This window comes from Stenotrophomonas sp. YJH_SMC_8 (assembly GCF_059371315.1).
On the sequence record NZ_JCAFUL010000017.1, the window covers coordinates 16144 to 40714 of the forward strand.

23 protein-coding genes are annotated in these 24571 nt (G+C 67.8%); 11 read left to right on the forward strand and 12 right to left on the reverse strand.

What is annotated here, in order from left to right; all coding sequences use genetic code 11:
* Nucleotides 1-69 precede the first annotated feature (69 nt).
* Nucleotides 70-756: a COG3650 family protein gene (locus AC5P88_RS17385; protein WP_495225606.1), complete on the forward strand. Its 687-nt coding sequence runs from the start codon at nt 70-72 to the stop codon at nt 754-756.
* Between the two features lie 146 nt (nt 757-902).
* Here AC5P88_RS17385 and AC5P88_RS17390 read toward each other — a convergent pair whose 3' ends face one another.
* From AC5P88_RS17390 to AC5P88_RS17415, 6 genes are all read right to left on the reverse strand, one after another.
* Entirely contained in the window at nt 903-1454 is a 552-nt protein-coding gene (locus AC5P88_RS17390) for a hypothetical protein (protein ID WP_495225607.1), read from the reverse strand.
* Entirely contained in the window at nt 1444-2010 is a 567-nt protein-coding gene (gene yeiP / locus AC5P88_RS17395; RefSeq protein ID WP_005409468.1) for an elongation factor P-like protein YeiP, read from the reverse strand. Before yeiP ends, AC5P88_RS17390 begins: the two co-directional genes overlap by 11 nt.
* Before the next feature lie 49 nt (nt 2011-2059).
* The gene (locus AC5P88_RS17400) at nt 2060-2830 is read right to left on the reverse strand and encodes an SDR family oxidoreductase (protein WP_111113408.1); all 771 of its coding nucleotides are present in this window, start codon (nt 2828-2830) and stop codon (nt 2060-2062) included.
* A gap of 100 nt (nt 2831-2930) precedes the next feature.
* The gene (locus AC5P88_RS17405; protein WP_495225608.1) at nt 2931-3827 is read right to left on the reverse strand and encodes a hydroxymethylglutaryl-CoA lyase; all 897 of its coding nucleotides are present in this window, start codon (nt 3825-3827) and stop codon (nt 2931-2933) included.
* On the reverse strand, nt 3824-4225 hold the full coding sequence (locus AC5P88_RS17410; RefSeq protein ID WP_495225609.1) for a VOC family protein: 402 nt from the start codon (nt 4223-4225) through the stop codon (nt 3824-3826). The genes AC5P88_RS17405 and AC5P88_RS17410 overlap by 4 nt, the downstream gene beginning before the upstream one ends.
* A 2-nt stretch (nt 4226-4227) precedes the next feature.
* Nucleotides 4228-5016 (reverse strand): enoyl-CoA hydratase/isomerase family protein, encoded by a 789-nt coding sequence (locus tag AC5P88_RS17415; RefSeq protein WP_106550413.1) that lies wholly within the window; start codon nt 5014-5016, stop codon nt 4228-4230.
* A 119-nt stretch (nt 5017-5135) separates the two neighbouring features.
* On the opposite strand from AC5P88_RS17415, the gene AC5P88_RS17420 reads away from it, so the two are divergent.
* The 3 genes from AC5P88_RS17420 to AC5P88_RS17430 are packed head-to-tail and all read left to right on the forward strand — an operon-like array spanning nt 5136 to nt 7506.
* On the forward strand, nt 5136-5390 hold the full coding sequence (locus AC5P88_RS17420; RefSeq protein WP_005409473.1) for a FeoA family protein: 255 nt from the start codon (nt 5136-5138) through the stop codon (nt 5388-5390).
* Entirely contained in the window at nt 5387-7252 is a 1866-nt protein-coding gene (feoB, locus tag AC5P88_RS17425; RefSeq protein WP_106550412.1) for a ferrous iron transporter B, read from the forward strand. Before AC5P88_RS17420 ends, feoB begins: the two co-directional genes overlap by 4 nt.
* Nucleotides 7252-7506: a DUF6587 family protein gene (locus AC5P88_RS17430; RefSeq protein WP_495225610.1), complete on the forward strand. Its 255-nt coding sequence runs from the start codon at nt 7252-7254 to the stop codon at nt 7504-7506. Before feoB ends, AC5P88_RS17430 begins: the two co-directional genes overlap by 1 nt.
* Nucleotides 7507-7581: 75 nt before the next feature.
* On the opposite strand, the gene AC5P88_RS17435 is transcribed toward AC5P88_RS17430, so the two are convergent.
* The 3 genes from AC5P88_RS17435 to AC5P88_RS17445 are packed head-to-tail and all read right to left on the reverse strand — an operon-like array spanning nt 7582 to nt 9380.
* Nucleotides 7582-8163: an NAD(P)H-dependent oxidoreductase gene (locus tag AC5P88_RS17435; protein ID WP_495225611.1), complete on the reverse strand. Its 582-nt coding sequence runs from the start codon at nt 8161-8163 to the stop codon at nt 7582-7584.
* 55 nt (nt 8164-8218) lie between these two features.
* Nucleotides 8219-8614, reverse strand: a complete 396-nt coding sequence (locus AC5P88_RS17440) for a MerR family transcriptional regulator (RefSeq protein WP_106550409.1) — start codon at nt 8612-8614, stop codon at nt 8219-8221.
* A gap of 4 nt (nt 8615-8618) precedes the next feature.
* Nucleotides 8619-9380, reverse strand: coding sequence for a 3-oxoacyl-ACP reductase (locus AC5P88_RS17445; protein WP_495225612.1), 762 nt, complete (start codon nt 9378-9380; stop codon nt 8619-8621).
* 90 nt (nt 9381-9470) lie between these two features.
* On the opposite strand from AC5P88_RS17445, the gene dapB reads away from it, so the two are divergent.
* From dapB to AC5P88_RS17470, 5 genes are all read left to right on the forward strand, one after another.
* Nucleotides 9471-10199, forward strand: coding sequence for a 4-hydroxy-tetrahydrodipicolinate reductase (dapB, locus tag AC5P88_RS17450; protein WP_495225613.1), 729 nt, complete (start codon nt 9471-9473; stop codon nt 10197-10199).
* A 289-nt stretch (nt 10200-10488) separates the two neighbouring features.
* Nucleotides 10489-11616, forward strand: coding sequence for a glutamine-hydrolyzing carbamoyl-phosphate synthase small subunit (carA, locus tag AC5P88_RS17455; RefSeq protein ID WP_054171664.1), 1128 nt, complete (start codon nt 10489-10491; stop codon nt 11614-11616).
* A gap of 149 nt (nt 11617-11765) precedes the next feature.
* Nucleotides 11766-15008, forward strand: coding sequence for a carbamoyl-phosphate synthase large subunit (gene carB / locus AC5P88_RS17460; RefSeq protein ID WP_495225614.1), 3243 nt, complete (start codon nt 11766-11768; stop codon nt 15006-15008).
* A gap of 8 nt (nt 15009-15016) precedes the next feature.
* On the forward strand, nt 15017-15481 hold the full coding sequence (greA, locus tag AC5P88_RS17465; RefSeq protein WP_026347191.1) for a transcription elongation factor GreA: 465 nt from the start codon (nt 15017-15019) through the stop codon (nt 15479-15481).
* A 4-nt stretch (nt 15482-15485) separates the two neighbouring features.
* The gene (locus AC5P88_RS17470) at nt 15486-16406 is read left to right on the forward strand and encodes a phosphoglycerate mutase (RefSeq protein ID WP_106550404.1); all 921 of its coding nucleotides are present in this window, start codon (nt 15486-15488) and stop codon (nt 16404-16406) included.
* A 39-nt stretch (nt 16407-16445) separates the two neighbouring features.
* On the opposite strand, the gene AC5P88_RS17475 is transcribed toward AC5P88_RS17470, so the two are convergent.
* Together AC5P88_RS17475 and AC5P88_RS17480 are read right to left on the reverse strand one after the other, a co-directional pair.
* Nucleotides 16446-17516, reverse strand: a complete 1071-nt coding sequence (locus tag AC5P88_RS17475) for a DUF1176 domain-containing protein (RefSeq protein ID WP_495225615.1) — start codon at nt 17514-17516, stop codon at nt 16446-16448.
* On the reverse strand, nt 17517-18560 hold the full coding sequence (locus AC5P88_RS17480) for a DUF1176 domain-containing protein (RefSeq protein WP_495225616.1): 1044 nt from the start codon (nt 18558-18560) through the stop codon (nt 17517-17519). It lies immediately after the preceding gene.
* 122 nt (nt 18561-18682) lie between these two features.
* On the opposite strand from AC5P88_RS17480, the gene recJ reads away from it, so the two are divergent.
* Nucleotides 18683-20440, forward strand: a complete 1758-nt coding sequence (gene recJ, locus AC5P88_RS17485) for a single-stranded-DNA-specific exonuclease RecJ (RefSeq protein ID WP_495225617.1) — start codon at nt 18683-18685, stop codon at nt 20438-20440.
* An 18-nt stretch (nt 20441-20458) separates the two neighbouring features.
* Here the strand turns inward: recJ and AC5P88_RS17490 are convergent, their stop codons facing one another.
* Nucleotides 20459-21508: a DUF1176 domain-containing protein gene (locus AC5P88_RS17490; RefSeq protein ID WP_495225618.1), complete on the reverse strand. Its 1050-nt coding sequence runs from the start codon at nt 21506-21508 to the stop codon at nt 20459-20461.
* Between the two features lie 131 nt (nt 21509-21639).
* On the opposite strand from AC5P88_RS17490, the gene AC5P88_RS17495 reads away from it, so the two are divergent.
* Nucleotides 21640-24549, forward strand: a complete 2910-nt coding sequence (locus AC5P88_RS17495) for a DUF2135 domain-containing protein (RefSeq protein WP_495225619.1) — start codon at nt 21640-21642, stop codon at nt 24547-24549.
* Nucleotides 24550-24571 lie beyond the last annotated feature (22 nt).

A 24571-nucleotide genomic window follows, 5' to 3' on the forward strand; every position in this document is an offset into this window, starting at 1 on the left:
CTTTCAGGCCCCGCTCGCCGGCAGATGGTAGGGTCGAGCTTCTCTGTAGTGTCGACAAGGAGTCGAGCCATGCGTGTAGTTCCCAGTCTGTTGGCAGCCTCCCTCGGGTTGGTGCTGGCCGCGTGCCAGCCGGCCCAGGCACCCGCTGCAAGCGGCAATGACACCCCGCCTGCCACGCCGCAGCCGAACAGCAGCGCCGTGGGGGGCAACGAGACCGCCTACCGGTGTGGTGACCTGAACGTGCGCGCGACCTTCAATGGCGAGGATGCGGCCACGGTAGTGATCGGCGAACGTACCTTCGCCATGGCCACCGAACGCGCGGCATCCGGCGCCAAATATGGCGATGGCCAGGGCAACAGCTTCTGGACCAAGGGTAGCGATGACGGCCTGCTGAGCCTGAAGGGCGAGGCGGACCGTGAGTGCCACGCGGTGGAGGCTGCCGAAGGCGATGGCAGTGCCGGCAATGCCGCGTTCCGTGCCACCGGCAATGAGCCCGGCTGGCTTGCGGTCGTTGATGGCGACGCGCCTGGCCTGCAGGTGGAAGTCGACTATGGCGAGCGTCGCTTCGACGTGGCCAAGCCCACCGAAGGTGCTGACGGTTGGAGTGGCAAGGCGTCCGATGGCACCGACGTCAAGCTCAGCTTCCAGCGCGCCACCTGCCAGGACGACATGAGTGGCGAGGCGTTCGAGGCCAAGGTGATGCTGACTGTCGGCACGCGCCAGTACCACGGATGCGGCAATTTCGGCGCCAAGTAATGCGGGGTTCCACCGGACGGTAGCGCCGGGCCATGCCCGGCGTTGCCTTCCGCGGCCGCTCCGCTCGCCGGGCATGGCCCGGCGCTACCGCCTCATGATGCATTCGATGCACGGGATCGAGCGCGGCCACGCCCGGCGTTCTTCGTTCAGCCCTCGCAGGGCTTCAGGTCCAGCTCGAACACCAGATCGTAGCGGCCGTTGATCCCGATCAGCGCTTCGCGGATCGCACAGTCACCGCGATGACGCGTGACCAGATCGGTGAAGATCTTCTCGCGGCCCTCGCAGTACTGGGCATTGGCCGCTTCCAGCTCACGGCGGCGTTCGTCGTCGTAGGGCTCTTCGCCGGCGAAGTGCTGGCAGGTGTTTTCGCGCGCGAGGAAGGCCTGCACGTCGGCCGGCATCCGGCAATAGATGCGCACGTCGTCGACGTCATACACATCGGCAGGAACCGGGCAGCCTGCGGCGGCACGTGCCTTGTCCAGCGCATCATCGCCAGAGGACGGGTCGGTAGAGGACTCGGCTTCGGCGGTGGCCTCGACGGCGGCGGGTGCCTCCACCGGCGGAGCGACAGTCACGACCGGTTCGGCCGGCGCGGCTTTCTGCGCGGCATTCGTATCGGCAGCGCTGTCCGCTGCCTGCGGCGAGCACGCCGCAAGCAGGGACAGGCAGGCGATCAGCGCAAGGCGCTTAGTCGGCACGGCCGGCGAATTCGCCGGTGGCGGTGTTCACCAGCACGCGTTCACCGTTGACGATGTACTCCGGCACCATGATCTCGATGCCGGTGTTGAGCTTGGCCGGCTTCGGGCGCTTGGTGGCGGTGCCGCCCTTCAGTTCCGGCGGGGTCTCGATCACTTCCAGCACCACCGAGGCCGGCAGCTGGATCGCCACCGGCTGCTCGTCGATCACCTGCACGTAGATACCGGTCAGGCCATCGGTGATGTAGCCGGCGTCATCGCCGATCACGTCCGCGTCCAGGGTATACGGGGTGTAGTCCTCGTCATCGAGGAACACGAAGGCGTCGCCGTCCTTGTACGAATAGGTGGACTGGCGGCGCAGCAGTTCGACCTCGACCAGGTTGTCGTCGGCATCGAAGCTGGCGTCGAGCTTGTTGCCGCCCGGCACGCTGTACATGATGAAGCGGAAGCGGACGTTGCCGCCGCGACCCTGCGGCGAGCTGCGCTCGATGTCGCGGATCTGGTACACGCCGTTGTTGTACTCGACGACGTTGCCCTTCTTGATGTCGTTGGCTTTCATGGTGATCTAGGTCGTTGGGGGAGGGCGCCGTCCCGGCGCCCGGGGGGAATCACTTCGGAGCGAGGCGGGTAGCGCCGTCCAGGCGGATGGTCTCGCCGTTGAGGTAGGTGTTGCCGAGGATGAAGCCGACCAGGCTGGCGAAGTCTTCCGGCTTGCCCAGGCGCGACGGGAACGGAATCGAGGCGGCCAGCGACTGCTGCACGGCCTCGGGCATGCCGTCGACCATCGGCGTCCAGAACACGCCAGGTGCAATCGTATTGACGCGGATGCCAAAGCGCGAGAGTTCGCGCGCCATCGGCAGCGTCATCGAGACCACGCCGCCCTTGCTGGCGGCATAGGCAGCCTGTCCAATCTGGCCTTCATAGGCGGCGATGCTGGCGGTATTGATGATGACGCCGCGCTCGCCGTCCGTGCCGGCTTCGTTGTGCTGCATGCGGTTGGCCGCGGCCTTGGCGACGTTGAAGCTGCCGACCAGGTTGACCATCACCGTGCCCTGGAAACCGGCCAGCGGCATCGGGCCCTCTTTGCCCAGCACGCGACCGGCGCCGAGGATGCCGGCGCAGTTCATCGCCACGTTGAGGCCGCCGAGGAAATCGTGGGCCTGGTCGATGGCCGCGGTCACCGCCGCCTCATCGCTGACGTTGACGTTGAAGTAGCGGGCCTTGTCGGCGCCCAGTCCGGCAACGGCGGCAGCGCCCTTGTCGTCGTTGAGGTCGAACAGGGCCACCTTGCCGCCCTGGGCGACGAGGTGCTGGGCCACGGCCAGGCCGAGGCCGGAGACGCCGCCAGTGATCACGGCACGTACGGAAGACAGCTGCATTGAACGGTCCTGCAGGTTCGAGAACCGCCGATTCTAACGGAAGCCGGGACCGTCGCCGTTGTGCACTGCGCCGCCCGGCAAGGGCGGCGCAGTGCCACCATCAACCGGCGGCGGCCAGCGCCTGGCCGGTGCGGCTGGCAGTGGCGCGGCCAAGCAGGCCGGCCAGCCAGCGCCCGGTCTCGGCCAGGGCCGGCAGGTCCACGCCGCTGTCCAGGCCCAGGCCCTGCAGCAGATAGACCACGTCCTCGCTGGCGACGTTGCCGCTGGCACCCTTCGCATACGGGCAGCCACCGGCGCCCGATACCGCGCTGTCGACCACGCGCACGCCTTCTTCCAGGCAGGTGGCGATGTTGGCGATGGCCTGGCCGTAGGTGTCGTGGAAGTGCACGGCCAGTGCCGTCATCGGAATCTCGGCCGCCACCGCCTGCAGCATCGCCCGTGCCTTGCGCGGGGTGCCGACGCCGATGGTGTCGCCCAGCGAGATTTCGTAACAGCCCATCTGGTGCAGGGCGCGTGCAACACGCACCACGTCGGCCAGCGGCACTTCGCCCTGGTAGGGGCAGCCGAGCACGGTCGAGACGTAGCCGCGCACGCGCACGCCATCGGCGGCGGCGCGGCGCAGGATCGGTTCGAAGCGGGCCAGGGATTCATCGATGCCAGCATTGGTGTTGGTGCGGTTGAACGCCTCGGAGGCGGCGGTGAACACCGCCACTTCCTCCACGCCCACCGCACGGGCACGGTCGTAGCCCTGTTCGTTCGGTACCAGCACCGGGTAGTGGATGCCGGGCCGGCGCTGGATGCCGGCGTAGACCTCGGCGGCATCGGCCAGCTGAGGGATCCACTTCGGGCTGACGAAGCTGGTCGCCTCGATGCTGCGCAGGCCGGTGGCCGACAGGCGGTTGATCAGTTCGATCTTGTCGGCGGTGGACACCGACTGCTTTTCGTTCTGCAGGCCGTCACGCGGGCCGACCTCGACGATGCGGACGTAGTCGTTCATGCGGTTGCCCCATAGGCAGGGCGGTGGCAGACCGCCTCGATGTTGTTGCCGTCGGGGTCGAGCACGAAGGCACCGTAGTAGTCGGGGTGATACCACGGGCGCAGGCCCGGGGCGCCGTTGTCGCGGCCACCGGCGGCAAGCGCTGCGGCATGGAAGGCATCCACCTGGGCGCGGCTGGCGCAGGCGAAGGCCACATGCACGCCGTGGTTGGCAGTGCCGCCATTGCCAAGCCAGAAGAACGGCTTGCCGTCGCTGCCGAAGCCGATGTGGTCGTGGGCGCCGGTCTGTTCGGCGGTCACTTCCATCACCACGCCGATCTGCAGTGGCGCCAGTGCCTGCAGGAAGAAGGTCTTGCTGCGCGCCAGGTCGGCGCTGGTCAAACCAAGATGATCGAGCATGTTCAGGCTTCCGTGACCCAGTGGGGCGCGCGCTTGTCGAGGAAGGCGCCCAGGCCTTCCTGGCCCTCGGCGGACACCCGCAGGCGCGCGATCAGGGCGGCATTATCGCGATCCAGGGTGTCGCGGTCATGGCTGTCGCGGACCTGGCGCACCAGCTGCTTGGCGGTGGACGAGGCGATCGGGCCGGCCTTGTCGAGCAGGGCCAGCTGGCGTTGCACGGCTTCGTCCAGGCGTTCGGGCTCGACCAGCTGGTGGACCAGGCCGATGCGCAGCGCGGTGTCGGCGTCGAAATGCTCGCCGGTGGCGAACCAGCGGCGGGCCTGGCGGGGGCCGATGGCCTCGATCACATAGGGTGAGATCACCGCCGGCAGCAGGCCGAGGCGGCTTTCGGTCAGGCCGAAGCGGGCGGAGGTGCTGGCGATGGCGATGTCGCAGCAGGCGACCAGGCCGACGCCGCCGCCGAAGGCCGCGCCATGCACCCGGGCCAGGGTCGGCTTGGGCAGCTCGTCCAGGGTGCGCATCAGCCGGGCCAGGGCGAGTGAATCCTCACGGTTGTCGGCCTCGCTGGCGGCGGCCATGCCACGCATCCACTGCATGTCGGCACCGGCCGAGAAGGAGGCGCCGTGGCCGGCCAGTACCACCGCGCGCACCGAATCATCGCGGCCGGCGGCCTCAAGTGCAGCGGTCAGACGGGCGATCAGCCCGGCGTCAAAGGCGTTGTGCAGCTCCGGCCGGTTCAGCCAGAGGGTGAGGGCGGCGCCGCTGCGCTCGATCTGCAAAGCATCGTTCATGGGATTCCAGGGTCACTCCATACCTGTATGGATCATAGCGGGCCATTGGTCATGGGCCATGACGCGACGCGGGAATGTTAGAATCGAGAACCATTTACATCCAGCAGAGAATACGCTAGATGACGCTGTCCGAACTGCCGCTGCACACCTCGGCCGTGGTCGAGTCCGTGCAGGACCTGCATGCCAACGATGCCATCGCCCGTCGCCTGCGCGAGCTGGGTTTCGTGAAGGGCGAGGAAGTGCGCCTGGTGGCCAAGGGTCCGGTGGGGGGCGAACCGCTGCTGGTGCAGGTCGGGTTCACCCGGTTCGCGCTGCGGATCAGTGAAGCCAAGCGCGTCGTGGTCGACGCCGCCAGCCAGGAACGACGTGCATGACCGCCACTGCCACTACCGCCCCGCTGCGTATCGCGCTGGTCGGTAATCCCAACAGCGGCAAGACCGCACTGTTCAACCAGCTGACCGGCAGCCGGCAGAAGGTCGCCAATTACACCGGCGTCACCGTCGAGCGCAAGGAAGGCCGCCTGCGTGCGCCGTCCGGCCGCGAATTCGCCGTACTCGATCTGCCCGGTGCCTACAGCCTGCAACCGGCCAGCCTGGATGAAGCGATCACCCGCGACCTGTGCCGGGGCTTCTACCCGGGCGAAGCCGCGCCGGATGTGCTGCTGTGCGTGATCGACGCCACCAACCTGCGCCTGCACCTGCGTTTCGCGCTGGAACTGCGCGAGCTGGGCAAGCCGATGGTGGTGGCGCTGAACATGGTCGATGCGGCGCAGCGCCGCGGCATCCAGGTGGACGTGGCCGCGCTCGAGCGCGAGCTGGGCGTGCCGGTGGTGGAGACCGTGGCGGTGCGCAAGCAGGGCGCCAAGGCCCTGGTCGAGCGCCTGGACGCGATGGTGCCGCACCTGGATGCCCCTGTGCCGGGCCCGGAAGGCGGCATCGACTACCACGCCAAGGTGCGCCAGATCCTCTCGGTGGCCGTGCGCATGCCCGCACGTACCGCGAAGATCGATGACGCGCTGGACCGCTGGCTGCTGCACCCCGTGTTCGGCCTGATCAGCCTGGCGGTGGTGATGTTCCTGATCTTCCAGGCGGTGTACGCCTGGGCCACGCCGCTGATGGATGGCATCGAGGCCGGCTTTGCCTGGCTCGGCCAGTTCGTCGGCAGCGTGCTGCCGGAAGGCCCGCTGGCCAGCCTGCTGACCGACGGCATCATCGCCGGCGTCGGTGGAGTGGTGGTATTCCTGCCGCAGATCCTGATCCTGTTCTTCTTCATCCTGGTGCTGGAGGAATCCGGTTACCTGCCGCGCGCGGCGTTCCTGCTGGACCGCATGATGGCGGCCGCCGGCCTGTCCGGCCGCTCGTTCATCCCGCTGCTGTCCAGCTTCGCCTGTGCGGTGCCGGGCATCATGTCCACCCGCAGCATCCAGGATCCGCGTGACCGGCTGGCCACGATCCTGGTGGCGCCGCTGATGACCTGTTCGGCGCGCCTGCCGGTGTACGCACTGCTGATCGGTGCGTTCATTCCGCAGAAGACGGTATGGGGCGTGTTCAACCAGCAGGGCCTGGTGCTGTTCGGCCTGTACGCCGCTGGCATCCTCAGTGCGCTGGCGATGTCGTGGATCATGAAGAAGTGGCGCCGCGACAAGAGCGAACACCCGCTGATGCTGGAGCTGCCGTCGTACCGCCTGCCGCACGTGCGCGACCTGGCGGTGGGCCTGTACGAGCGCGGCATGATCTTCCTCAAGCGCGTCGGCGGCATCATCCTGGCGCTGACGATCCTGCTGTGGGTGCTGCTGTCGTTCCCGGCCGCCCCGGCCGGCGCCACCATGCCCGCGATCGATTACAGCTACGCCGGCCAGATCGGCCATGCGATGGCGGTGTTCTTCGCGCCGCTGGGCTTCAACTGGCAGATCTGCATCGCGCTGATCCCCGGCCTGGCCGCGCGCGAGGTGGCGGTGTCTTCGCTGGCCACCGTGTATGCGCTGTCGGCGGCCGATGACGATGCCGCCAGCCAGGCGCTGACCCCGCTGATCAGCGACGGCTGGTCGCTGGCTACCGCGCTGTCGCTGCTGGTCTGGTACATCTACGCGCCGATGTGCATCTCGACGCTGGCCACCATCAAGCGCGAGACCAACTCGTGGAAGCAGATGGCGTTCGCCGCGTTCTACCTGTTCGCGGCGGCCTACGTGGCCGCGCTGATCACCTACCAGGTGACCAGGGCGCTGGGAGGCGGCTGATGGATACCGGCCTGCTGCTGCAGTACCTGATCATCGCGGTGGCCGTGCTGGTCAGTGCCTGGGTGGTGTTGAAGAAGCAGTTCCCCGGCACCGTTCGCAAGCTGCGCGGGGCGCTGGCACTGGCCCTGCTGAAGACGGGCCGCCCCGGCTGGATGCAGGCGCTGGGGCGGAAGATCGCGCCGCCAGCTACGGGCGGCGGTGGCGCCTGTGGTGGCTGCGACAGCTGCGGGCCGACTCCGCCGAAGCAGCACTGACGCTGCTTTTCCTGCCCTGATGGGTGCGAACCTTGGTTCGCACGCTTGCGGGGCCCATCCACGCATGGCGTGGATCTACGCAGCCCGTGACCCGAGCTCTGCCGCCAGCGCCAGCCACTTGCTGCGTTGCGCCTGCGAACTGCTGCGCACCGCGCCCAGGCGGCTGATCCGCACCGGGCGGATGCCGCAGAACTCCAGGATGGTCGCGCGAATCTGGGTGATGCCCGGATCGCGGTAGATCCAGCGGTAGTACCAGGGCGGTGTATCCAGCGTGGTGATCACCCGTGCGCTGCGCCCGGCCAGCAGCCGGTCCCACCACACCGAATCGCGCCGGTAGCGGAAGGCGTACCCCGGCAGCATCACGCGGTCGAAGAAGCCCTTCAGCAGGGCCGGCATCGCGCCCCACCACGTGGGGTAGACCAGTACCAGGTGATCGCAGGCCTGGATCGCATCGGCAGCGTCCAGCAGGTCGGCTTCAAGCGGCTGGATCTGGCGATAGCCGTGCCGCAACACCGGGTCGAATTCGAGCTCGCCCAGTGCGATCAGGCGTACCTGGTGGCCTGCGTTCTCGGCGGCGGTGGCGTAGCGCTGGGCGAGGGCGCCGCACAGGCTGTCGCGGTCGGGATGGCCCAGCAGGATCAGGATGGAACGGGACACGGCAACCTCGGGCAGTGGAACGTGCGCGAGGGTGCGGTCTGCCCCTGGGGCAGAGTCAAACCCCGGTGGTGCAGCCGCTGGGTTCCAGCACGCAGTCGCCGCTTCCGGAGTGCAGCCACTGCTGCAGTTCGTCGCTGACCTGTCGCAGGGCGAGTTCGACCTGTTCCAGTCGTGCCCGTTCGCTGGCGATGTGGCTGCGCTGCTGCTCCAGCAAGGCCAGTACCGCGGGCCAGTCGAGCCGCCCATCGGGGCCCTGCAGGCGGGAGATCGCTGCCAGCGTGATGCCCAGCGCCAACGCCTGGCGGATCAGCTGCACCCAGGCGACGTCCTGTTCGCTGTAGTCGCGATAGCGGTTCACGCGTGGCACCGGCGGCAGCAGCCCGCGTGCCTCGTACAGGCGGATGGCCTTGGCGCTGGCGCCGGTCAGGCGACTGACTTCGGAAATGCGCATCGGCTCAGTCCCGCACCAGTCCGCCGTCCACCACCAGGTTCTGGCCGGTCACCGCGCGCGACCACGGGCTGGCGAAGAACAACACGGCATCGGCGAATTCGGCCGGGGTAGTGACGCTGCGCAGTGGCGTGTTGGCCGCGATGTAGTCGAACACCGCTTCGGGTGTGGCGGCACTGGCATCGGTGGTGCGCAGCAGTCCGCCGGACAGCATGTTCACGGTGATCCCGTGCGGGCCGAGGTCGCCGGCCAGGGTGCGGGTCAGCGACAGCAGCGCGGCCTTGGCCGCAGTGTAGTCGTGGTAGGGCACCACCGGGTTCTGGAACAGGTTGGTGCCGATGTTGATGACGCGGCCGAAACGCCGGGCCTGCATGCCGGGCAGGGCAGCCTGCACGGTGTTCAGTGCGCCGCGCACGCTGCCTTCGAACTGGGCCTGGAAGGCCGGCCAGCCGACGTCTGCGGCGTTGTCGCGGGCATCGCCATTGAACGAGAACGCCGCCAGCGCGTTGTTGACCACGGTTGTCACGCCTTGCCCGAAGTGGGCCAGTGCCTGCTGCAGCATCGCATCGACCTGGCCGCGGTCGGTGACGTCGGCCGGGAGTGCGATGGCCTGTCCGCCGAGCTCGGCAGCCAGGGCACGTGCGGCGCCTTCGCTGCGGTGGTAGTTGACGATGACGCGCGCGCCCTGTGCGGCGAAGGCGCGGGCGATGTGCTGGCCAAGTCCGCGCCCGGCGCCGGTGACCAGCACCAGCTGTTCGCTGATCTGCATGAGGGAGCTGCCATCCATTGCATGAAAGGGCATGCAGCGTAGCAGCGATGGCGCTTGCCGGAGCGGGCGTGCTGCCGCTAGCCTGCAGGCATGAACCAGACTCCCCTGCGATTGCTCATTCACGGCGCCTCCGGGCGCATGGGCCAGGCCCTGCTGCGGCTGGCCGCCGAACACCCCGAAACCCTGCAGATCGCCGCCGCGGTGACCGGTCGTGCGCCGGCCCAGCGCGTGGTCGATGGCGTACCGTTCTTCGCCGCCAGCGAGCTGCCCGGTGCGCCGGTGTTCGACGTGGCGATCGACTTCAGCCTGCCGGAGGGTTTCGACCCGATGCTGGCGCTGTGCGTGGAGCGTGGCGCGGGCCTGGTCTCGGGCACGACCGGCATCTCCAGCACGCAGCGCCAGGCGCTGGAGGCGGCGGCGGCGAAGATCCCGCTGGTCTGGGCTTCGAATTTCAGCCTGGGCGTGGCGGTGCTGGACGAGCTGGTCGAGCGCGCGGCGCAGGCGGTGGCCGGCTGGGACTGCGACATTGTCGAATCGCACCATACCCAGAAGAAGGACGCGCCTTCGGGCACCGCGCTGACCCTGGGTGCCGCCGCGCAACGGGGCGGGGCGGAGCCGCACTACGCCAGCCTGCGTGCCGGCGACATCGTCGGCGAGCATCTGGTCCAGTTCACCGGCCTGGGCGAGCGCATCGAACTGGTGCACCGGGCCACCAATCGTGACATCTTCGCCCGCGGCGCGCTGTTTGCCGCCCGCCAGCTGCAGGGGCGGGCCCCGGGCAGCTACCGGGTGCGGGATCTGCTGGACGGGCCGCGTTAACCGATAGCGCCGGGCCGTGCCCGGCGTCGGTGTCGGTTCCGCCGGGGATGGCCCGGCGCTTCCAGCGGGCGCCGCATACGCCGCCGGATTGAAATGAATGCGCAATCGCCTGTTCATGAAGCGCGATAACCGCTGGCGCGAGCGCCCCGGCAGCGCTACAATTCGCACTCGCCGAATCACGAAAGCCGGACCGGTCCCAGACCGTACGTCCGCGCTTTTTTGCAACCGGATTTCCGTGAAGCGCAGGCGTGACTTCGGCAGCCCCCTCGGTAGCCAAAGTGAGATTCCCGTGACCCAAGCCGCAATCCTCGTCCTCGAAGACGGCACCGTATTCGAGGGCGAATCCGTAGGCGCGCCCGGCCTGTCCGTCGGTGAGGTGGTGTTCAACACCGCCATGACCGGCTACCAGGAAGTGTTGACCGACCCGTCCTACGCCCGGCAGATGGTCACGCTGACCTATCCGCATATCGGCAACACCGGCATGACCGACCAGGACAATGAAGCGTCCAAGGTGTGGTCGGCCGGCCTGATCGTGCGCGATGTTCCGCGCCGTCCCAGCAACTGGCGCAGCCAGGTGTCGCTGCAGGACTGGCTGATCCAGCGTGGCGTGGTCGCCATCGCCGGCATCGACACCCGCAAGCTGACCCGCATCCTGCGCGAGAAGGGCGCGCAGAACGGTGCGCTGATGGCCGGCGACATCGACGTGGAAAAGGCACTGGAAGCCGCCCGCAAGTTCCCGGGCCTGAAGGGCATGGATCTGGCCAAGGTCGTCACTACCGAGAAGACCTACACCTGGACCGAGGGCCAGCTGGACCTGGACGCCAATGCCTTCGTCAGCGTGCCGGCCAGGTTCAAGGTCGTGGCCTACGACTTCGGCGTGAAGACCAACATCCTGCGCATGCTGGCCGAGCGCGGCTGCGAAGTGACCGTGGTGCCGGCGCAGACCCCGGCTGCCGAAGTGCTGGCGCTGAAGCCGGACGGCGTGTTCCTGTCCAACGGCCCGGGTGACCCGGAACCGTGCGACTACGCCATCGAAGCGATCAAGACCTTCATCGACGTGAAGATCCCGACCTTCGGCATCTGCCTGGGCCATCAGCTGCTGGGCCTGGCCTCGGGCGCCAAGACCATGAAGATGGGCCACGGCCACCATGGCGCCAACCACCCGGTGCAGGACCTGGACAACGGCCGGGTGATGATCACCTCGCAGAACCACGGCTTCGCGATCGATGAAGCGACCCTGCCGGCCACCCTGCGCGTGACCCACCGTTCGCTGTTCGACGGCACCAACCAGGGCGTCGCCCGCACCGACGTGCCGGCGTTCTCGTTCCAGGGCCATCCGGAAGCGTCGCCGGGCCCGACCGACGTCGGCCCGCTGTTCGACCGCTTCGTGGTGCTGATGGAGCAGGCCAAGGCGTGATCAGTACGCCGCCGGCCCTCCGGTGGCGTCGCGATGGACCGTAAGCCGCCGCATCGCTGCTGCCCCTGGCGCGGCGCTGCGGATCAAGATTCCTGATCGACAGCGTGCGATCACCCCCCTTGTCACGCTGTACTGACTTAGAGAAGAAAATGCCCAAGCGCACTGACCTCAAGACCATCCTCATCATCGGTGCTGGCCCGATCGTCATCGGCCAGGCCTGCGAGTTCGACTACTCCGGCGCCCAGGCCTGCAAGGCCCTGCGTGACGAGGGTTACCGCGTGGTGCTGGTCAACAGCAACCCGGCGACCATCATGACCGACCCGGAGATGGCCGACGCCGTCTACATCGAGCCGATCAACTGGCAGACGGTCGAGAAGATCATCGCCAAGGAAAAGCCCGATGCACTGCTGCCGACCATGGGTGGCCAGACCGCGCTCAACTGCGCACTGGACCTGGCCGACCACGGCGTGCTGGAGAAGTACAACGTCGAGCTGATCGGCGCCAAGCGCGAAGCGATCCGCATGGCCGAAGACCGCGAGCTGTTCCGCGTGGCCATGGGTGAGATCGGCCTGGAATGCCCGACCGCAGCCGTTGCCCACACCCTGGACGAGGCGCTGGAGATCCAGACCCGCGTCGGCTACCCGACCATCATCCGCCCCAGCTTCACCCTGGGTGGCAGCGGTGGCGGCATCGCCTACAACCGCGAAGAGCTGGTCGAGATCGTCAGCCGCGGCCTCGAACTGTCGCCGACCACTGAAGTGCTGGTGGAAGAGTCGGTGCTGGGCTGGAAGGAGTTCGAGATGGAAGTGGTCCGCGATACGGCGGACAACTGCATCATCGTCTGCTCGATCGAAAACCTCGACCCGATGGGCGTGCATACCGGTGACTCGATCACCGTGGCGCCGGCACAGACCCTGACCGACAAGGAATACCAGCGCCTGCGCGATGCCTCCATCGCCGTGCTGCGCAAGATCGGCGTCGATACCGGTGGCTCGAACGTGCAGTTCGGCATCAACCCGAAGACCGGCCGCGTGGTCGTCATCGAGATGAACCCGCGCGTGTCGCGTTCCTCGGCGCTGGCCTCCAAGGCCACCGGCTTCCCGATCGCCAAGGTCGCTGCGAAGCTGGCCGTGGGCTACACCCTGGACGAACTGAAGAACGAGATCACCGGTGGTCTGACCCCGGCCTCGTTCGAGCCGTCCATCGACTATGTCGTCACCAAGATCCCGCGTTTTGCCTTCGAGAAGTTCCCGGCGGCCGACGCACGCCTTACCACCCAGATGAAGTCGGTGGGCGAGGTGATGGCGATGGGCCGTACCTTCCAGGAGTCGGTGCAGAAGGCACTGCGTGGACTGGAAACCGGCAAGGTCGGCTTCGACCCGACCGGCCTGGACCTGGGCAACGAAGAAGACCTGCAGACCCTGCGCCGCGAACTGAAGGCACCGGGTCCGGAGCGCCTGTTCTTCGTCGCCGATGCGTTCCGCGCCGGCATGAGCGTTGAAGAGATCTACGCACTGTCGTTCATCGATCACTGGTTCCTGGACCAGATCGAGGAAATCATCGCCGCGGAAACCGCCGTCGCCGCCGATGGCATCGACGCGCTCGACGCTGCGCGTCTGCGCAAGCTGAAGCGTGCCGGTTTCTCCGACGCCCGCCTGGCGCAGCTGACCGGCACCAATGAAGCGGCCATCCGCGCGCTGCGCCGTGCGCACAAGGTGCGCCCGGTCTACAAGCGCGTGGACTCCTGTGCCGGTGAGTTCTCCACCGGTACCGCCTACCTGTACTCGACCTACGAGGACGAGTGCGAGGCCGCGCCGACCAACCGCGACAAGATCATGATCCTGGGCGGTGGCCCGAACCGCATCGGCCAGGGCATCGAGTTCGACTACTGCTGCGTGCACGCAGCACTGGCGCTGCGCGAGGATGGTTATGAAACCATCATGGTCAACTGCAACCCGGAAACCGTGTCGACCGACTACGACACCTCCGACCGCCTGTACTTCGAGCCGCTGACCCTGGAAGACGTGCTGGAAATCGTCGAACTGGAACAGCCGAAGGGCGTGATCGTGCAGTACGGCGGCCAGACCCCGTTGAAGCTGGCGCGCGCGCTGGAAGCCAACGGCGTGCCGGTGATCGGTACCAGCCCGGATTCGATCGACCTGGCCGAAGACCGCGAGCGTTTCCAGCAGCTGGTCGACAAGCTGGGCCTGAAGCAGCCGCCGAACCGCATCGCCCGCAACGACCAGGAAGCCCTGCTGCTGGCCCGCGAGATCGGCTATCCGCTGGTGGTGCGCCCGAGCTACGTGCTGGGTGGCCGCGCCATGGAAATCGTCTACGGCGAAGCCGACCTGGCCCGCTACGTGCGCGACGCGGTGAAGGTGTCCAATGATTCGCCGGTGCTGTTGGACCGCTTCCTCGACAACGCGGTCGAGTGCGACGTCGACATCATCGCCGACAAGGATGGCAACGTCCTGATCGGCGGCGTGATGGAGCACATCGAAGAAGCCGGCGTGCACTCGGGCGATTCCTCGTGCTCGCTGCCGCCGTACTCGCTGTCGGCGGAAACCCAGGCCGAGCTGCGTCGCCAGGTGGTGGAGCTGGCCAAGGCCCTGAACGTGGTCGGCCTGATGAACACCCAGTTCGCGATCCAGACCAGCGACGAAGGTGCCGACACCATCTACCTCCTGGAAGTGAACCCGCGTGCCTCGCGCACCGTGCCGTTCGTGTCCAAGGCCACCGGCATGCCGCTGGCCAAGATCGCCGCCCGCTGCATGGCTGGCAAGACCCTTGCCGAGCAGGGCGCGACCAAGGAAATCGTGCCGGACTACTACTCGGTGAAGGAAGCGATCTTCCCGTTCGCCAAGTTCCAGGGCGTCGATCCGATCCTCGGGCCGGAAATGCGCTCCACCGGTGAGGTGATGGGCGTGGGCCGTACCTTCAACGCTGCCTTTGCGCGTGCGCAGGAAGCGGGCGGCATCAAGGCCCCGCCGATCGGCAAGGCCTTCGTTTCGGTGCGTGATCCGGACAAGAAGCGCGTGCTGCCGGTGGCCAAGGCCCTGCTGGCGCGTGGCTACAGCCTGGTCGCCACCCGTGGCACCGCCGCGTGGCTGCAGCAGCATGGCATGGACTGCGAGATCATCAACAAGGTGGTCGAAGGCCGTCCTCACATCGTCGACTCGATCAAGAACGGCGAGATCGTCTACATCGTCAACACGACCGAAGGTCGTTCGGCGATCAACGACTCGTTCTCGATCCGTCGCGAGGCGCTGCAGCACCGCGTCACCTACTCGACCACCATTGCCGGCGCCAAGGCGCTGGTGGATTCACTGGAATTCCGTGGCACCGGCCCCGTCTGGTCGCTGCAGGAGCTGCACAAGGAGTTGAATGCATGAGAGCCCCCATCACGATGAAGGGCGCGCAGAAGCTGCGCGACGAGCTGGACCACCTGAAGTCGGTCAAGCGCCCGAAGGTCATTGCGGCCATCGCCGAAGCGCGTGAGCACGGCGACCTGAAGGAAAATGCCGAGTACCACGCCGCGCGCGAGGAACAGGGCTTCATCGAAGGCCGCATCAAGCAGCTGGAAGGCGAGCTGTCCCACGCCGAGATCATCGACGTGAGCAAGCTCAATGCTGGCTCCAAGGTGGTGTTCGGCGCCAGCGTGACGCTGGCCGACGTGGAAACCGACGAAGAGAAGAAGTACCAGATCGTTGGTGACCTGGAAGCGGACATCAAGCTGGGCCTGATCGCGATTTCCTCGCCGGTGGCGCGTGCGATGATCGGCAAGCTGGAAGGTGATTCGATCGTGATCGACGCCCCGGCCGGCCAGCGCGAGTACGAGATCGTCAGCGTCAGCTACGTGGACTGACCACGTGGCGACGGCGACCCTGCTGTTGCCTGCACGCAGCCGCTTTGCCGCGGCTGCGCTGCCGGACGATGTGGCGCGTGCGCTTGGCCGTGCCACGACGGTGCAGGTTGCGCCGGGCGAACGCGCACAACTGACGCGCCATTTCACGGTTGCCGCGCCGCACTGGCCGGTGGCCGCGTTGACCCGCCAGCGCGACGTTGGCGATGCCGCCGGCGCCAGCTGGCTGCGTGCCGACCCGGCCTGCATGGTGCCGGACATGCACGGTGCACGGATGATGGCCTACGGCGAAACGCTGCGGCCATCGCTGGCCGACAGCCTGGCCCTGCTGCCGGTGCTGCAGCCGTTGTTCGCCGACGCCGGTTTTGTGCTGGATGCGCCCGATCCCTCGCGCTGGTACCTGCGGCTGCCGATCGATCTGGCGTTGCCGGACTTCGACAGCCCCGACGAGGTGTTGGGCGATGACCTGTTCTCGCACCTGCCTGAAGGCGAGGGCGGTCGCCGCTGGCGAGCGCTGATGACCGAAGCGCAGGTGCTGCTGCACAACCATTCCTGGAACCAGCAGCGTGCCGCGCAGGGCCAGCAGCCGATCAATTCGCTGTGGTTCTGGGGTGGTGGTGTGATGCCGGTTTCGGTGAGTACGCCGCACGCGCAGGTGCGCAGCCGCGATGCACTGCTGCAGGGCCTGGCCCTGGCCGCAGGGGTTGCCGTCGACGGCGAGCAGGCGGTGGATGCATTGGTCGACCTGCGCCAGCTGCGTTCATTGCAGCAGCTGGGCAATGATGCGATCCGCCCGTTGCTGGCCGCGCTGAAGCGTGGTGAACTGCGGCGGCTGGTGCTCGATTTCGAGGACGGCCTGCAGTTCCAGCTCGACCGTGGCCAGCGTTGGCAGTTCTGGAAGAAGCCGCGCCAGCTTCACGATGCCTGAAGCAGTGCTGGTAGCGCCGGGCCATGGCCGGCGGGTGCCCTAGCGGAACTCTGAGATGTAGATCGGCAGCTGCCAGATGGAGGCGCCAGAGCCACTGCAGGTGCCGCCGACGTATTCCATGGTCAGCTGCATCCGCTGCCCATCCCACGACCAGTAGCGCCCGGTTTCGCAGCGATCCTGGTCGGTCTCCACGGTTTCCTCGAGAAAGACCGCCTCCGGCGAGCGCGCGAAGAGTGCGCCCTGGGTAATGAATACGGGATTGAACGGTGCCTGGTCGTTGATCACCCACGTGCCCGCCGGCACGTTGAACGCCTGGGTGTGGCAGACAACAGAGGCGAGCAGGTGATGATCGTCCAATCGCTGGATGGCGATGGAATGCGGGGCGGTCTGCTGCACATCTTTGGCGCATGCCCAGTCGGCCTTGCTGATGGGCTGCAGCAGGCGGCGCAGGTCCTCGTGTTCCTCCAGGTGTGCATCTTCCTCATGCGGCTCGACCGCCATGGAGGGTGTGGCCAGCTGCGGCTTGGGCAGGGCAGGTGGCACGCTCGCCTCCGGTCCATGCCCTCGTCTCACCAGCGCGCCAGGCGTCTCCAGCCGCTGCTGGAACTGATCCATCTTCAGCATCAGCGCGGCCGCGCCGGATGCGGAGAGCGACCATGCGTGGCCCTTGCCGTCGGTGACGCTGATGGGTGAATGCTCGATGAGGGCTGCACTGAACGCCTGCACCTGGACCGGTGTCAGCGTTGCATGCTCCGTCGCCGACTCCAGTGCGCCGATGCTGCCGGCGGGTGTTCCGTCCAGCCGCAACTGCAGTTCGCCGGTAGGGGACTGTGCCTGCGCTTCGGGATCGTCAACGCTGTCGCGGGCGAGTGCCAGCCGGATCTCCACCGCGGCTCCGGGGCCGCCATTGCGCTCGATCAGCGCGGCCAGCCTCAGCGGCGCCGGTGCGCCGGCACCGGCGAGACGACAGGCACGCGTGTTGTCGCAGGCCATGAACCAGTCGCCATCGGCGAACGATCCGCCCACCGCATCCGTGGCCGAAGCAGCCGAAGGCATCGTCAGCAAACCCAGCAGGAACAGGGGCGCCTGCAGCAGAGAAAGGGTGCGCATTCAACGAACCTCGCTGACCAGGGTCGGCAGGTTCCAGTGCCCGCCCGGGATGCCGCGACACAGGCCCGTACTGAACGCGCTGCTGGGTTGGAATCTGCGACCGTCCCATGCCCAGTCCGAGCCGGAAACGCAGTCGCCGATGCCTCGACCCTTGTAGCGCGCATACAGCGTGCGGTCTTCACGCGAAAAGCCCTCGGCTTCCAGTGTGACCACCTCCGCCGCATACGGTGGCTGATCGCGCGCGATCCAGAAACCATTGCTGTAGTTGTACGCACCCATCTGGCACAGCGCCTGGACCAGCACATGGCTGTCGTCCAGGCGCTCGATCACCATTTCCGGAGTTCCCTTGTACTGGACCAGGTGCGGACAGTCGTCGCTGTCGCCGATCGTGGCAATCAGGGCGTCGCGCAGCGCTTCGCTGGTACCCAGTGTACGGTCGCCGGGTCGAGCGGCCGCCAGCGTGGCGCGCACGATCACCGGTCTGGCCCGTGCAGCCGGCACGCTTGCCTCGGAACGGGCGCCACGCCGTACCAGGGCGCCGGGGGTGCCGATCCGCCCCTGTGCCTCGTCCATTTTCAGCAGTACGGCGGCAGCCCCTCGGTCGGAAATCGGCCAGCGCGTGCCGTTGCTGTCGATGATCTCGATGCGGGCCTGGCCGGGCAGGGCGGCCAGCAGGGCTTCAACCTGCGTGGGCCGCAGCGTCACGGCCTCATCTGCGCCGGTGTCCTGCACCGGGCCCAGATCACGGCCGCTCACCTGCAGGCGCATCGCGCCAACAGGCGCTGCGCTTTCGCCATCCTCGCCCACCCGCAGCCGTGCCTTCACCGCCGTTCCGGGGCCGCCGGAACGCTCCAGCATCAGGCCCAGCAGGCCGTCTGCGTTTTCCGGGGCATAACCCGCGGCACGGCAGGTACCTGTGTTGTCGCAGGCCAGGAACCAGTCGTGGTGCACGAACTCGATACCGGCTGTGACCGGCGTGTTTGTGGCATGGCTGGCGAGCGGCAGCAACAGGCCGACAATCAGTGCGGACAACGGGCGATACATGGCGAATTCCGTTTCAGAAGCGAACAAGCATGGGCGATCGCCACCTCTGCGCCAAGCCCGGGAAGAGCCCGGCAAGCCGGGCGGGGTATCATGCCCGGGTCTTCCGTCACCCGGCGATGCCGATGTCCCTTGCCGCCGATGCTGTGCAGCCGTCTTCTGATACGCCGATGATCCGCCGCCGCGATGCGGTTGCGCCCGGCAGTTGGCCGGAGGGCACGCTGCCGCTGCTGGCGCGTCTCTATGCCAGCCGGGGTGCGGGCACACCGGAGCTGGCGCAGCCGAAACTGGGCAATCTGCACGCTCCCGAGTTGCTGACCGGCATCGACGATGCAGTGGGCCTGCTGGTCGAGGCCATCGCCAACGACAAGCGCATCCTGGTGGTCGGCGATTTCGATTGCGATGGCGCCACCGCCTGTGCGGTCGGCGTGCGTGGCCTGCGCATGCTCGGCGCACGGCATGTCTTCCACGCGGTGCCGAACCGCATGGTGCATGGCTACGGCCTGTCGCCGTCGCTGGTGGAGGAACTGGCCGCGCTGCAGCCGGACCTGCTGGTCACCGTCGACCACGGCATCGCCTGCCATGCCGGCGTAATCGCAGCCAAGGCGCGCGGCTGGCAGGTGCTGGTCACCGACCATCATCTTCCCGGTCCGCAGTTGCCGCCGGCCGATGTCATCGTCGATCCGAACCTGGACGGTGATGCGTTCCCCAGCAAATCGCTGGCCGGCGTTGGCGTGATCTTCTACGTGCTGATGGCATTGCGCCGTCAGATGCGCGAGGCCGGCGTCTTCGCCGATGGCAAGGGCCCGGACCTGACCACGTTGCTGGACCTGGTGGCGGTTGGCACCGTCGCCGATCTGGTGGCGCTGGACCCGAACAACCGTGCGCTGGTCAGCGCGGGCCTGCGTCGGTTGCGTGCAGGGCAGGGCTGCATCGGCCTGCGTGCCCTGATCGAGGCCAGTGGCCGTGACGCCGCGCGACTGACCGCCACCGACATCGGCTTCGCCCTGGGCCCACGCCTGAATGCTGCGGGCCGCCTGGAGGACATGGCGCTGGGCATCGCGCTGCTGCTGACCGAAGACCCGCGCCAGGCGCGCGAGATCGCGCAGACGCTGGAACAGATCAATTCGGAACGCCGCGCCGTGCAGCAGTCGATGACCGACGACGCCGAGCAGGCGCTGACCCGCGTGGTGCTGGATATGGCCGGGCAACGGCCGGTGGCGGCCTGCCTGTTCGATGCCGACTGGCATCCTGGGGTGGTCGGCCTGGTCGCGTCGAAGATGAAGGACCGCCTGCATCGCCCGGTGATCGCCTTCGCGCCGGCCGAACCCGGTGCCGACACCCTGCGTGGCTCGGCGCGCTCCATTCCCGGCCTGCATATCCGTGACGCACTGGCATTGGTCGATGCGCGCCATCCGGGCTTGATCGAACGCTTCGGCGGCCACGCCATGGCGGCCGGCCTCAGCCTGCGCCTCGATCACGTCGATGACTTCAAGGCCGCCTTCGTCGCCGTGGTGCTGGAAATGCTCGACCCGGCCGCGCTGCAGCAGCAGGTACTCAGCGACGGCGAACTGGCGGCGGACGAACTCGACCATCGCCACGCCGATGCGCTGCGTCTTGCTGGACCGTGGGGCCAAGGCTTCCCCGAGCCGCTGTTCGACGGCCACTTCGAAGTGGCCAACTGGCGCGTGCTGAAGGAACGCCACCTCAAGCTGGAACTGCGCCTGCCAGGCGTACCCGGCACGATCAACGCGATCCACTTCGGCGGCTGGCACGGCAACGCGCCGGGCCGCCACGTGCATCTTGCCTACCGCCTGGCCTGCGACGACTACCGCGGCGGCAGCGCCATCCAGCTGATCGTCGAGCACAGCCTCCCCGCATGAGAAAGGGGACGGAGGGGATCAGCGGACCTCGGTCACCAGGGTTGGCAGTTCCCAGGTGCCGCCGGGCACGCCCCGGCACAGGCCGGCTGCCACCTCCGAGGTGGCGACGAAGGCTGTGCCGTTCCACGTCCAGGTTGCCTGCGAAATACAGTCAGCGAGGCCGCGGCCCTTCTGCGCGGCAATGATCTGGCCGTCGGCGTAATCAATCGCATCGCTGGTTACCCACTGCGCCTGGAACGGTGCCTGAGGGCGGGCGACCCAGTAGCCGTCGCCGGTGTTGTAGGCCGCGCGCCAGCACGGGACAGTGACCAGCACATGCTGCGCGTCCAGGCGCTGGATCTGCAGCGGGGCGTTGCTGAGCGGAACCTCGGCGTCGGTCTCCAGCAGTCCTTCGCAGCTGTTGTCCTTCAGCGTGGCACGCAGCGCCGCACGAAGCGCGGGTGAGGCGGCCAGCCGCGCAAACGCGGGATCGTCCGGAGGCGAGTCCAAGGTTGCGGCCTTGCGTACCACGGGCACCGGGAGTGCTGCCGGGACGCTGGATTCCGGCGTGCTGCCCTTGCGCATCACTGCGCCGGGTGTGCCGAGACGGCCCTGGTACTCATCCATCTTCAGCAGCACCGCTGCGGCCCCCTTGTCCGACAGCGGCCAGCGGTGGCCTGCGGCATCGATCACGATGATCCCACCGTCGCGCACCAATGCGGACAGCAACGCACTGGTCTGCGCGGGATTCAAGCTGTGCGTGCCTTCGCCCTTGGCGGGAGCCAGGACGCCCAGGTCCTGCCGCTGGATGCGAAGGTGCAACGCGCCCTTGGGCTGGGGCTGGCCTTCTTCCGGCTGCAGCGACAGGCGACCCTGGATGGCCTGGGCAGGACCGCCGTTGCGGGTGAGCAGCACGCTCAGGGGGCTGCCATCGTCGGGGGCATAGCCGGCGGCGCGGCAGGTCAGCATGTTGTCGCAGGCTACGACCCAGTCATGGTGCTGGAAATACAGGCGCTTGGGCGGTGCTGCAGCGCGGGTGGCCAATGGGCAGGCCAGGGCCAGCAAGGCGAAAACCAGCGGGAATCGCATCGGCATCCTTGCGCGTGTGGGAGAGTGGGGCATGGTGCCTGTGGGTGGGGGCAAAGAAAAGCTGTGCATCGTCCAACCCCGTTCCGGCTGTCCGTGCGTTCAAAGGTCCACGATCCCACTGGAGTCCGGTCATGGTCTTCGCCCGATGCTGCACTGTGTTGTTGCTGGCCCTCGTGGCCTGGCCCGCTGGCGCGCAGTCGCCACGGATCTCCCGGCCGCAGGCCACCACGCCGCTGCTGATCGCGCCCGCCGCCGAACAACCGGTGCAGCTGCAGCGCGCACGCATTGAAGGCGACGTGCAGGCAGGCGTTGCCCAGACCCGGATCACACTGGAATTCCACAACCCGAACCGGCGCGTGCTGGAGGGCGAGCTGCAGTTCCCGCTGGCCGATGGCCAACAGATCTCCGGCTTCGCTCTGGATATCAACGGCGAGCTGCGCGACGCCGTGCCGGTGCCCAAGGACCGTGGCCGCCAGGTGTTCGAGGAGATTGCCCGCCGTGGCGTTGATCCGGGCCTGCTGGAACAGACCGCCGGCAACCAGTTCCGGCTGCGCATCTATCCGCTGCCGGCCGGCGGCAGCCGGCGCGTGCAGCTGGTGATCCGCGAGCCGTTGGCCTTCGCCGGCGAAGGTTGGCAGTGGACGCTGCCGCTGCAGTTCGCAGCCGGTGCAGCCTCGGTTGAACTGAAGCTGCAGGCCCCCATCACGGCCAACGCAGGAAAGACGCCGTTCCGCATCAGCGCGGGCCAGCTGCACTGGCAGGGCAAGGGCGCGCAGCTGCCGGCGCAGCTGCAGTGGAGCCTGCCCGCAGCACGTCAGGCACAGGTTCACGTGGCGCCCTGGCAGGACGGCCACTACCTGCTGGCGCAGCTGCCCGTGCCGGTCAGCCCTACGCCACGCACGCTGCCCAGCGAGGTCGGGTTGCTGTGGGATGGCTCCGGCTCAGCGGGCCAGCGTGACCGCACGCGTGAGTTCGCCCTGCTTGATCGGTACTTCGCCGCAATGGGTGACGGCACGGTGGCACTGACCGTGCTGCGCGACCGCGCCGAACCGGTACGGCGCTTCCGTATCCGCGCAGGCAACTGGGGCGAGCTGCGCGCGGCACTGCAGGCGGTGCGCCCGGACGGTGCCAGCGCGCTGGCCCAGTGGCAGCCGCAGCCGAGTGTGAAGGAATACCTGCTGCTCAGCGATGGTCTGCTGACCTATGGGCCGGAGGCATTGCCAGCACTCGCACCGGAGCAGCGTCTGTTCGCGGTCAGCAGCGCCGGTGCCCGCACCGACAGCACGCGCCTGCGTGGCTGGAGCGAATCCCATGGCGGTCGCTTCGTCGCGCTGGGCAAGGATGTGGGGGCGGCTGCCAGCGCGTTGCTGTCGTCGTCGTTGGACGTGCAGGTTGATGCGGGTCGTGGCGTTCAGGACGTGGTGATCGATCGTCGCAGTGAGGCCCAGGGCTGGCTGTGGCTGCACGCACGACTGGCCGCCGACGGCGTGCCGATGCGGGTGCGCGTGGGCGGCGGCGAGTGGGAAGCGCTGCCGGCGACGCAGAAAAGCAATGACGGCGAACTGCTGTCCGGCCTTTGGGCGCAGGCGCGCCTGCAGCAGCTGGCGATCGACCGTCGTGGCAACCGCGAGGCCATGCAGCGCCTGTCCCAGCAGTTTGGCCTGGTGGGGCCGGATACCTCGCTGATCGTGCTGGAGACCCTGGAGGACTACCTGCGCTATGCGATCCGTCCGTCTGGCACGCTTCGCACCGAATACGATGCACGATTCGCAGTGCAGGTGGCGGATCGCGCCGCGGCAGATCGCCAGGGCCTGGATGAAGTGGCGGCACGCTGGAAGGAGCGCCAGCAGTGGTGGAACCGCAGCTGGCCGAAGGGAATGGCGCCGCAGGCGAAGGGCGGGGCACTGGAAGTGGCTTCTGCGGACCATGCGATGGAATCGGCGCCGGTGGCGATGCTCGCCGCGCCCGCACCTGCCGCTCCGCCTGCCCCCGCGCCGATGGCGGCAGCGGAGCAACGCATGGAAGCCAGCAGCGCGCGTGCACGTCGCTCGGCGTCTGCATCCAACAAGGCGCTGGATCTGATCACGGTCACCGGCAGCCTTGTCGCCACACCCGCTGCCGCCAACGAGGGCGAGCTCGGTATCCAGCTGGCGGCATGGCAGCCGGATTCGGCCGTCGCCCGGCGCATGCGCCAGGGGCCGGCGTCGCAACTGTATGACCGCTATCTGGCCGAGCGCGATGCCCACGCCGACAGCAGCGCATTCTTCCTCGACGTGGCCGACCTGCTGCTGGAGCAAGGCCAACGCGACCTGGCGCTGCGGGTGCTGTCGAACCTGGCCGAGATGGATCTGGACAACCGCCACCTGCTGCGCGTGCTCGGCTACCGCCTGATGCAGGCTGACGCCCCCGCACTGGCGGTGCCGGTGTTCGAGCAGGTGCTGGCGATGGGCCAGGAAGAACCGCAGAGCTTCCGCGACCTGGGCCTTGCACTGGCAGCGGCCGGCAAGCCGCAGCAGGCGCTGGCGCCGCTGTACCAGGTGGTGGTGCGGCCGTGGGACAGCCGCTTCGATGGCATCGCCCTGATCGCGCTGGATGAGCTGACCAACCTGGTGGCCCGCAGCACGCCGCGCCTGGATACCACCAGCATCGACCCGCGCCTGCTGCAGGCGATGCCGCTGGACCTGCGCGTGGTGCTGTCGTGGGATGCCGACAACAGCGACATGGACCTGTGGGTGACCGACCCGAACGGCGAGCGCGCCTACTACGGCAACCGCCTGACCTACCAGGGCGGGCAGATGTCACAGGACTTCACCGGCGGCTATGGTCCCGAGCAGTTCTCGCTGCGCAACGCCAAGCCGGGCAAGTACAAGGTGGAGGCGAACTACTTCGGCAGCCGCCAGCAGCTGGTGACCGGGGCGACGACGTTGATGCTGCGCCTGACCACCCACTGGGGCACGCCGAAGCAGAAGGACCAGATGGTGACGATGCGGTTGAAGGACCGCGCCGAAACCGTGCTGGTGGGCGAGTTCGAGGTCCGGTAGCGCTGGGCCATGCCCGGCGGCT

Coding starts and splice junctions, on each gene's coding strand:
- AC5P88_RS17400 (WP_111113408.1), bottom strand. CDS start 2,830: ATGCAGCTGTCTTCCGTACGTGCCGTGATCACTGGCGGCGTCTCCGGC.
- AC5P88_RS17430 (WP_495225610.1), top strand. CDS start 7,252: ATGGATACCGGCCTGCTGCTGCAGTACCTGATCATCGCGGTGGCCGTG.
- AC5P88_RS17420 (WP_005409473.1), top strand. CDS start 5,136: ATGACGCTGTCCGAACTGCCGCTGCACACCTCGGCCGTGGTCGAGTCC.
- AC5P88_RS17490 (WP_495225618.1), bottom strand. CDS start 21,508: ATGCGATTCCCGCTGGTTTTCGCCTTGCTGGCCCTGGCCTGCCCATTG.
- AC5P88_RS17475 (WP_495225615.1), bottom strand. CDS start 17,516: ATGCGCACCCTTTCTCTGCTGCAGGCGCCCCTGTTCCTGCTGGGTTTG.
- AC5P88_RS17445 (WP_495225612.1), bottom strand. CDS start 9,380: ATGCAGATCAGCGAACAGCTGGTGCTGGTCACCGGCGCCGGGCGCGGA.
- AC5P88_RS17410 (WP_495225609.1), bottom strand. CDS start 4,225: ATGCTCGATCATCTTGGTTTGACCAGCGCCGACCTGGCGCGCAGCAAG.
- dapB (WP_495225613.1), top strand. CDS start 9,471: ATGAACCAGACTCCCCTGCGATTGCTCATTCACGGCGCCTCCGGGCGC.
- feoB (WP_106550412.1), top strand. CDS start 5,387: ATGACCGCCACTGCCACTACCGCCCCGCTGCGTATCGCGCTGGTCGGT.
- AC5P88_RS17385 (WP_495225606.1), top strand. CDS start 70: ATGCGTGTAGTTCCCAGTCTGTTGGCAGCCTCCCTCGGGTTGGTGCTG.
- AC5P88_RS17495 (WP_495225619.1), top strand. CDS start 21,640: ATGGTCTTCGCCCGATGCTGCACTGTGTTGTTGCTGGCCCTCGTGGCC.
- yeiP (WP_005409468.1), bottom strand. CDS start 2,010: ATGAAAGCCAACGACATCAAGAAGGGCAACGTCGTCGAGTACAACAAC.
- recJ (WP_495225617.1), top strand. CDS start 18,683: ATGTCCCTTGCCGCCGATGCTGTGCAGCCGTCTTCTGATACGCCGATG.
- AC5P88_RS17440 (WP_106550409.1), bottom strand. CDS start 8,614: ATGCGCATTTCCGAAGTCAGTCGCCTGACCGGCGCCAGCGCCAAGGCC.
- carB (WP_495225614.1), top strand. CDS start 11,766: ATGCCCAAGCGCACTGACCTCAAGACCATCCTCATCATCGGTGCTGGC.
- AC5P88_RS17415 (WP_106550413.1), bottom strand. CDS start 5,016: ATGAACGATGCTTTGCAGATCGAGCGCAGCGGCGCCGCCCTCACCCTC.
- AC5P88_RS17480 (WP_495225616.1), bottom strand. CDS start 18,560: ATGTATCGCCCGTTGTCCGCACTGATTGTCGGCCTGTTGCTGCCGCTC.
- AC5P88_RS17405 (WP_495225608.1), bottom strand. CDS start 3,827: ATGAACGACTACGTCCGCATCGTCGAGGTCGGCCCGCGTGACGGCCTG.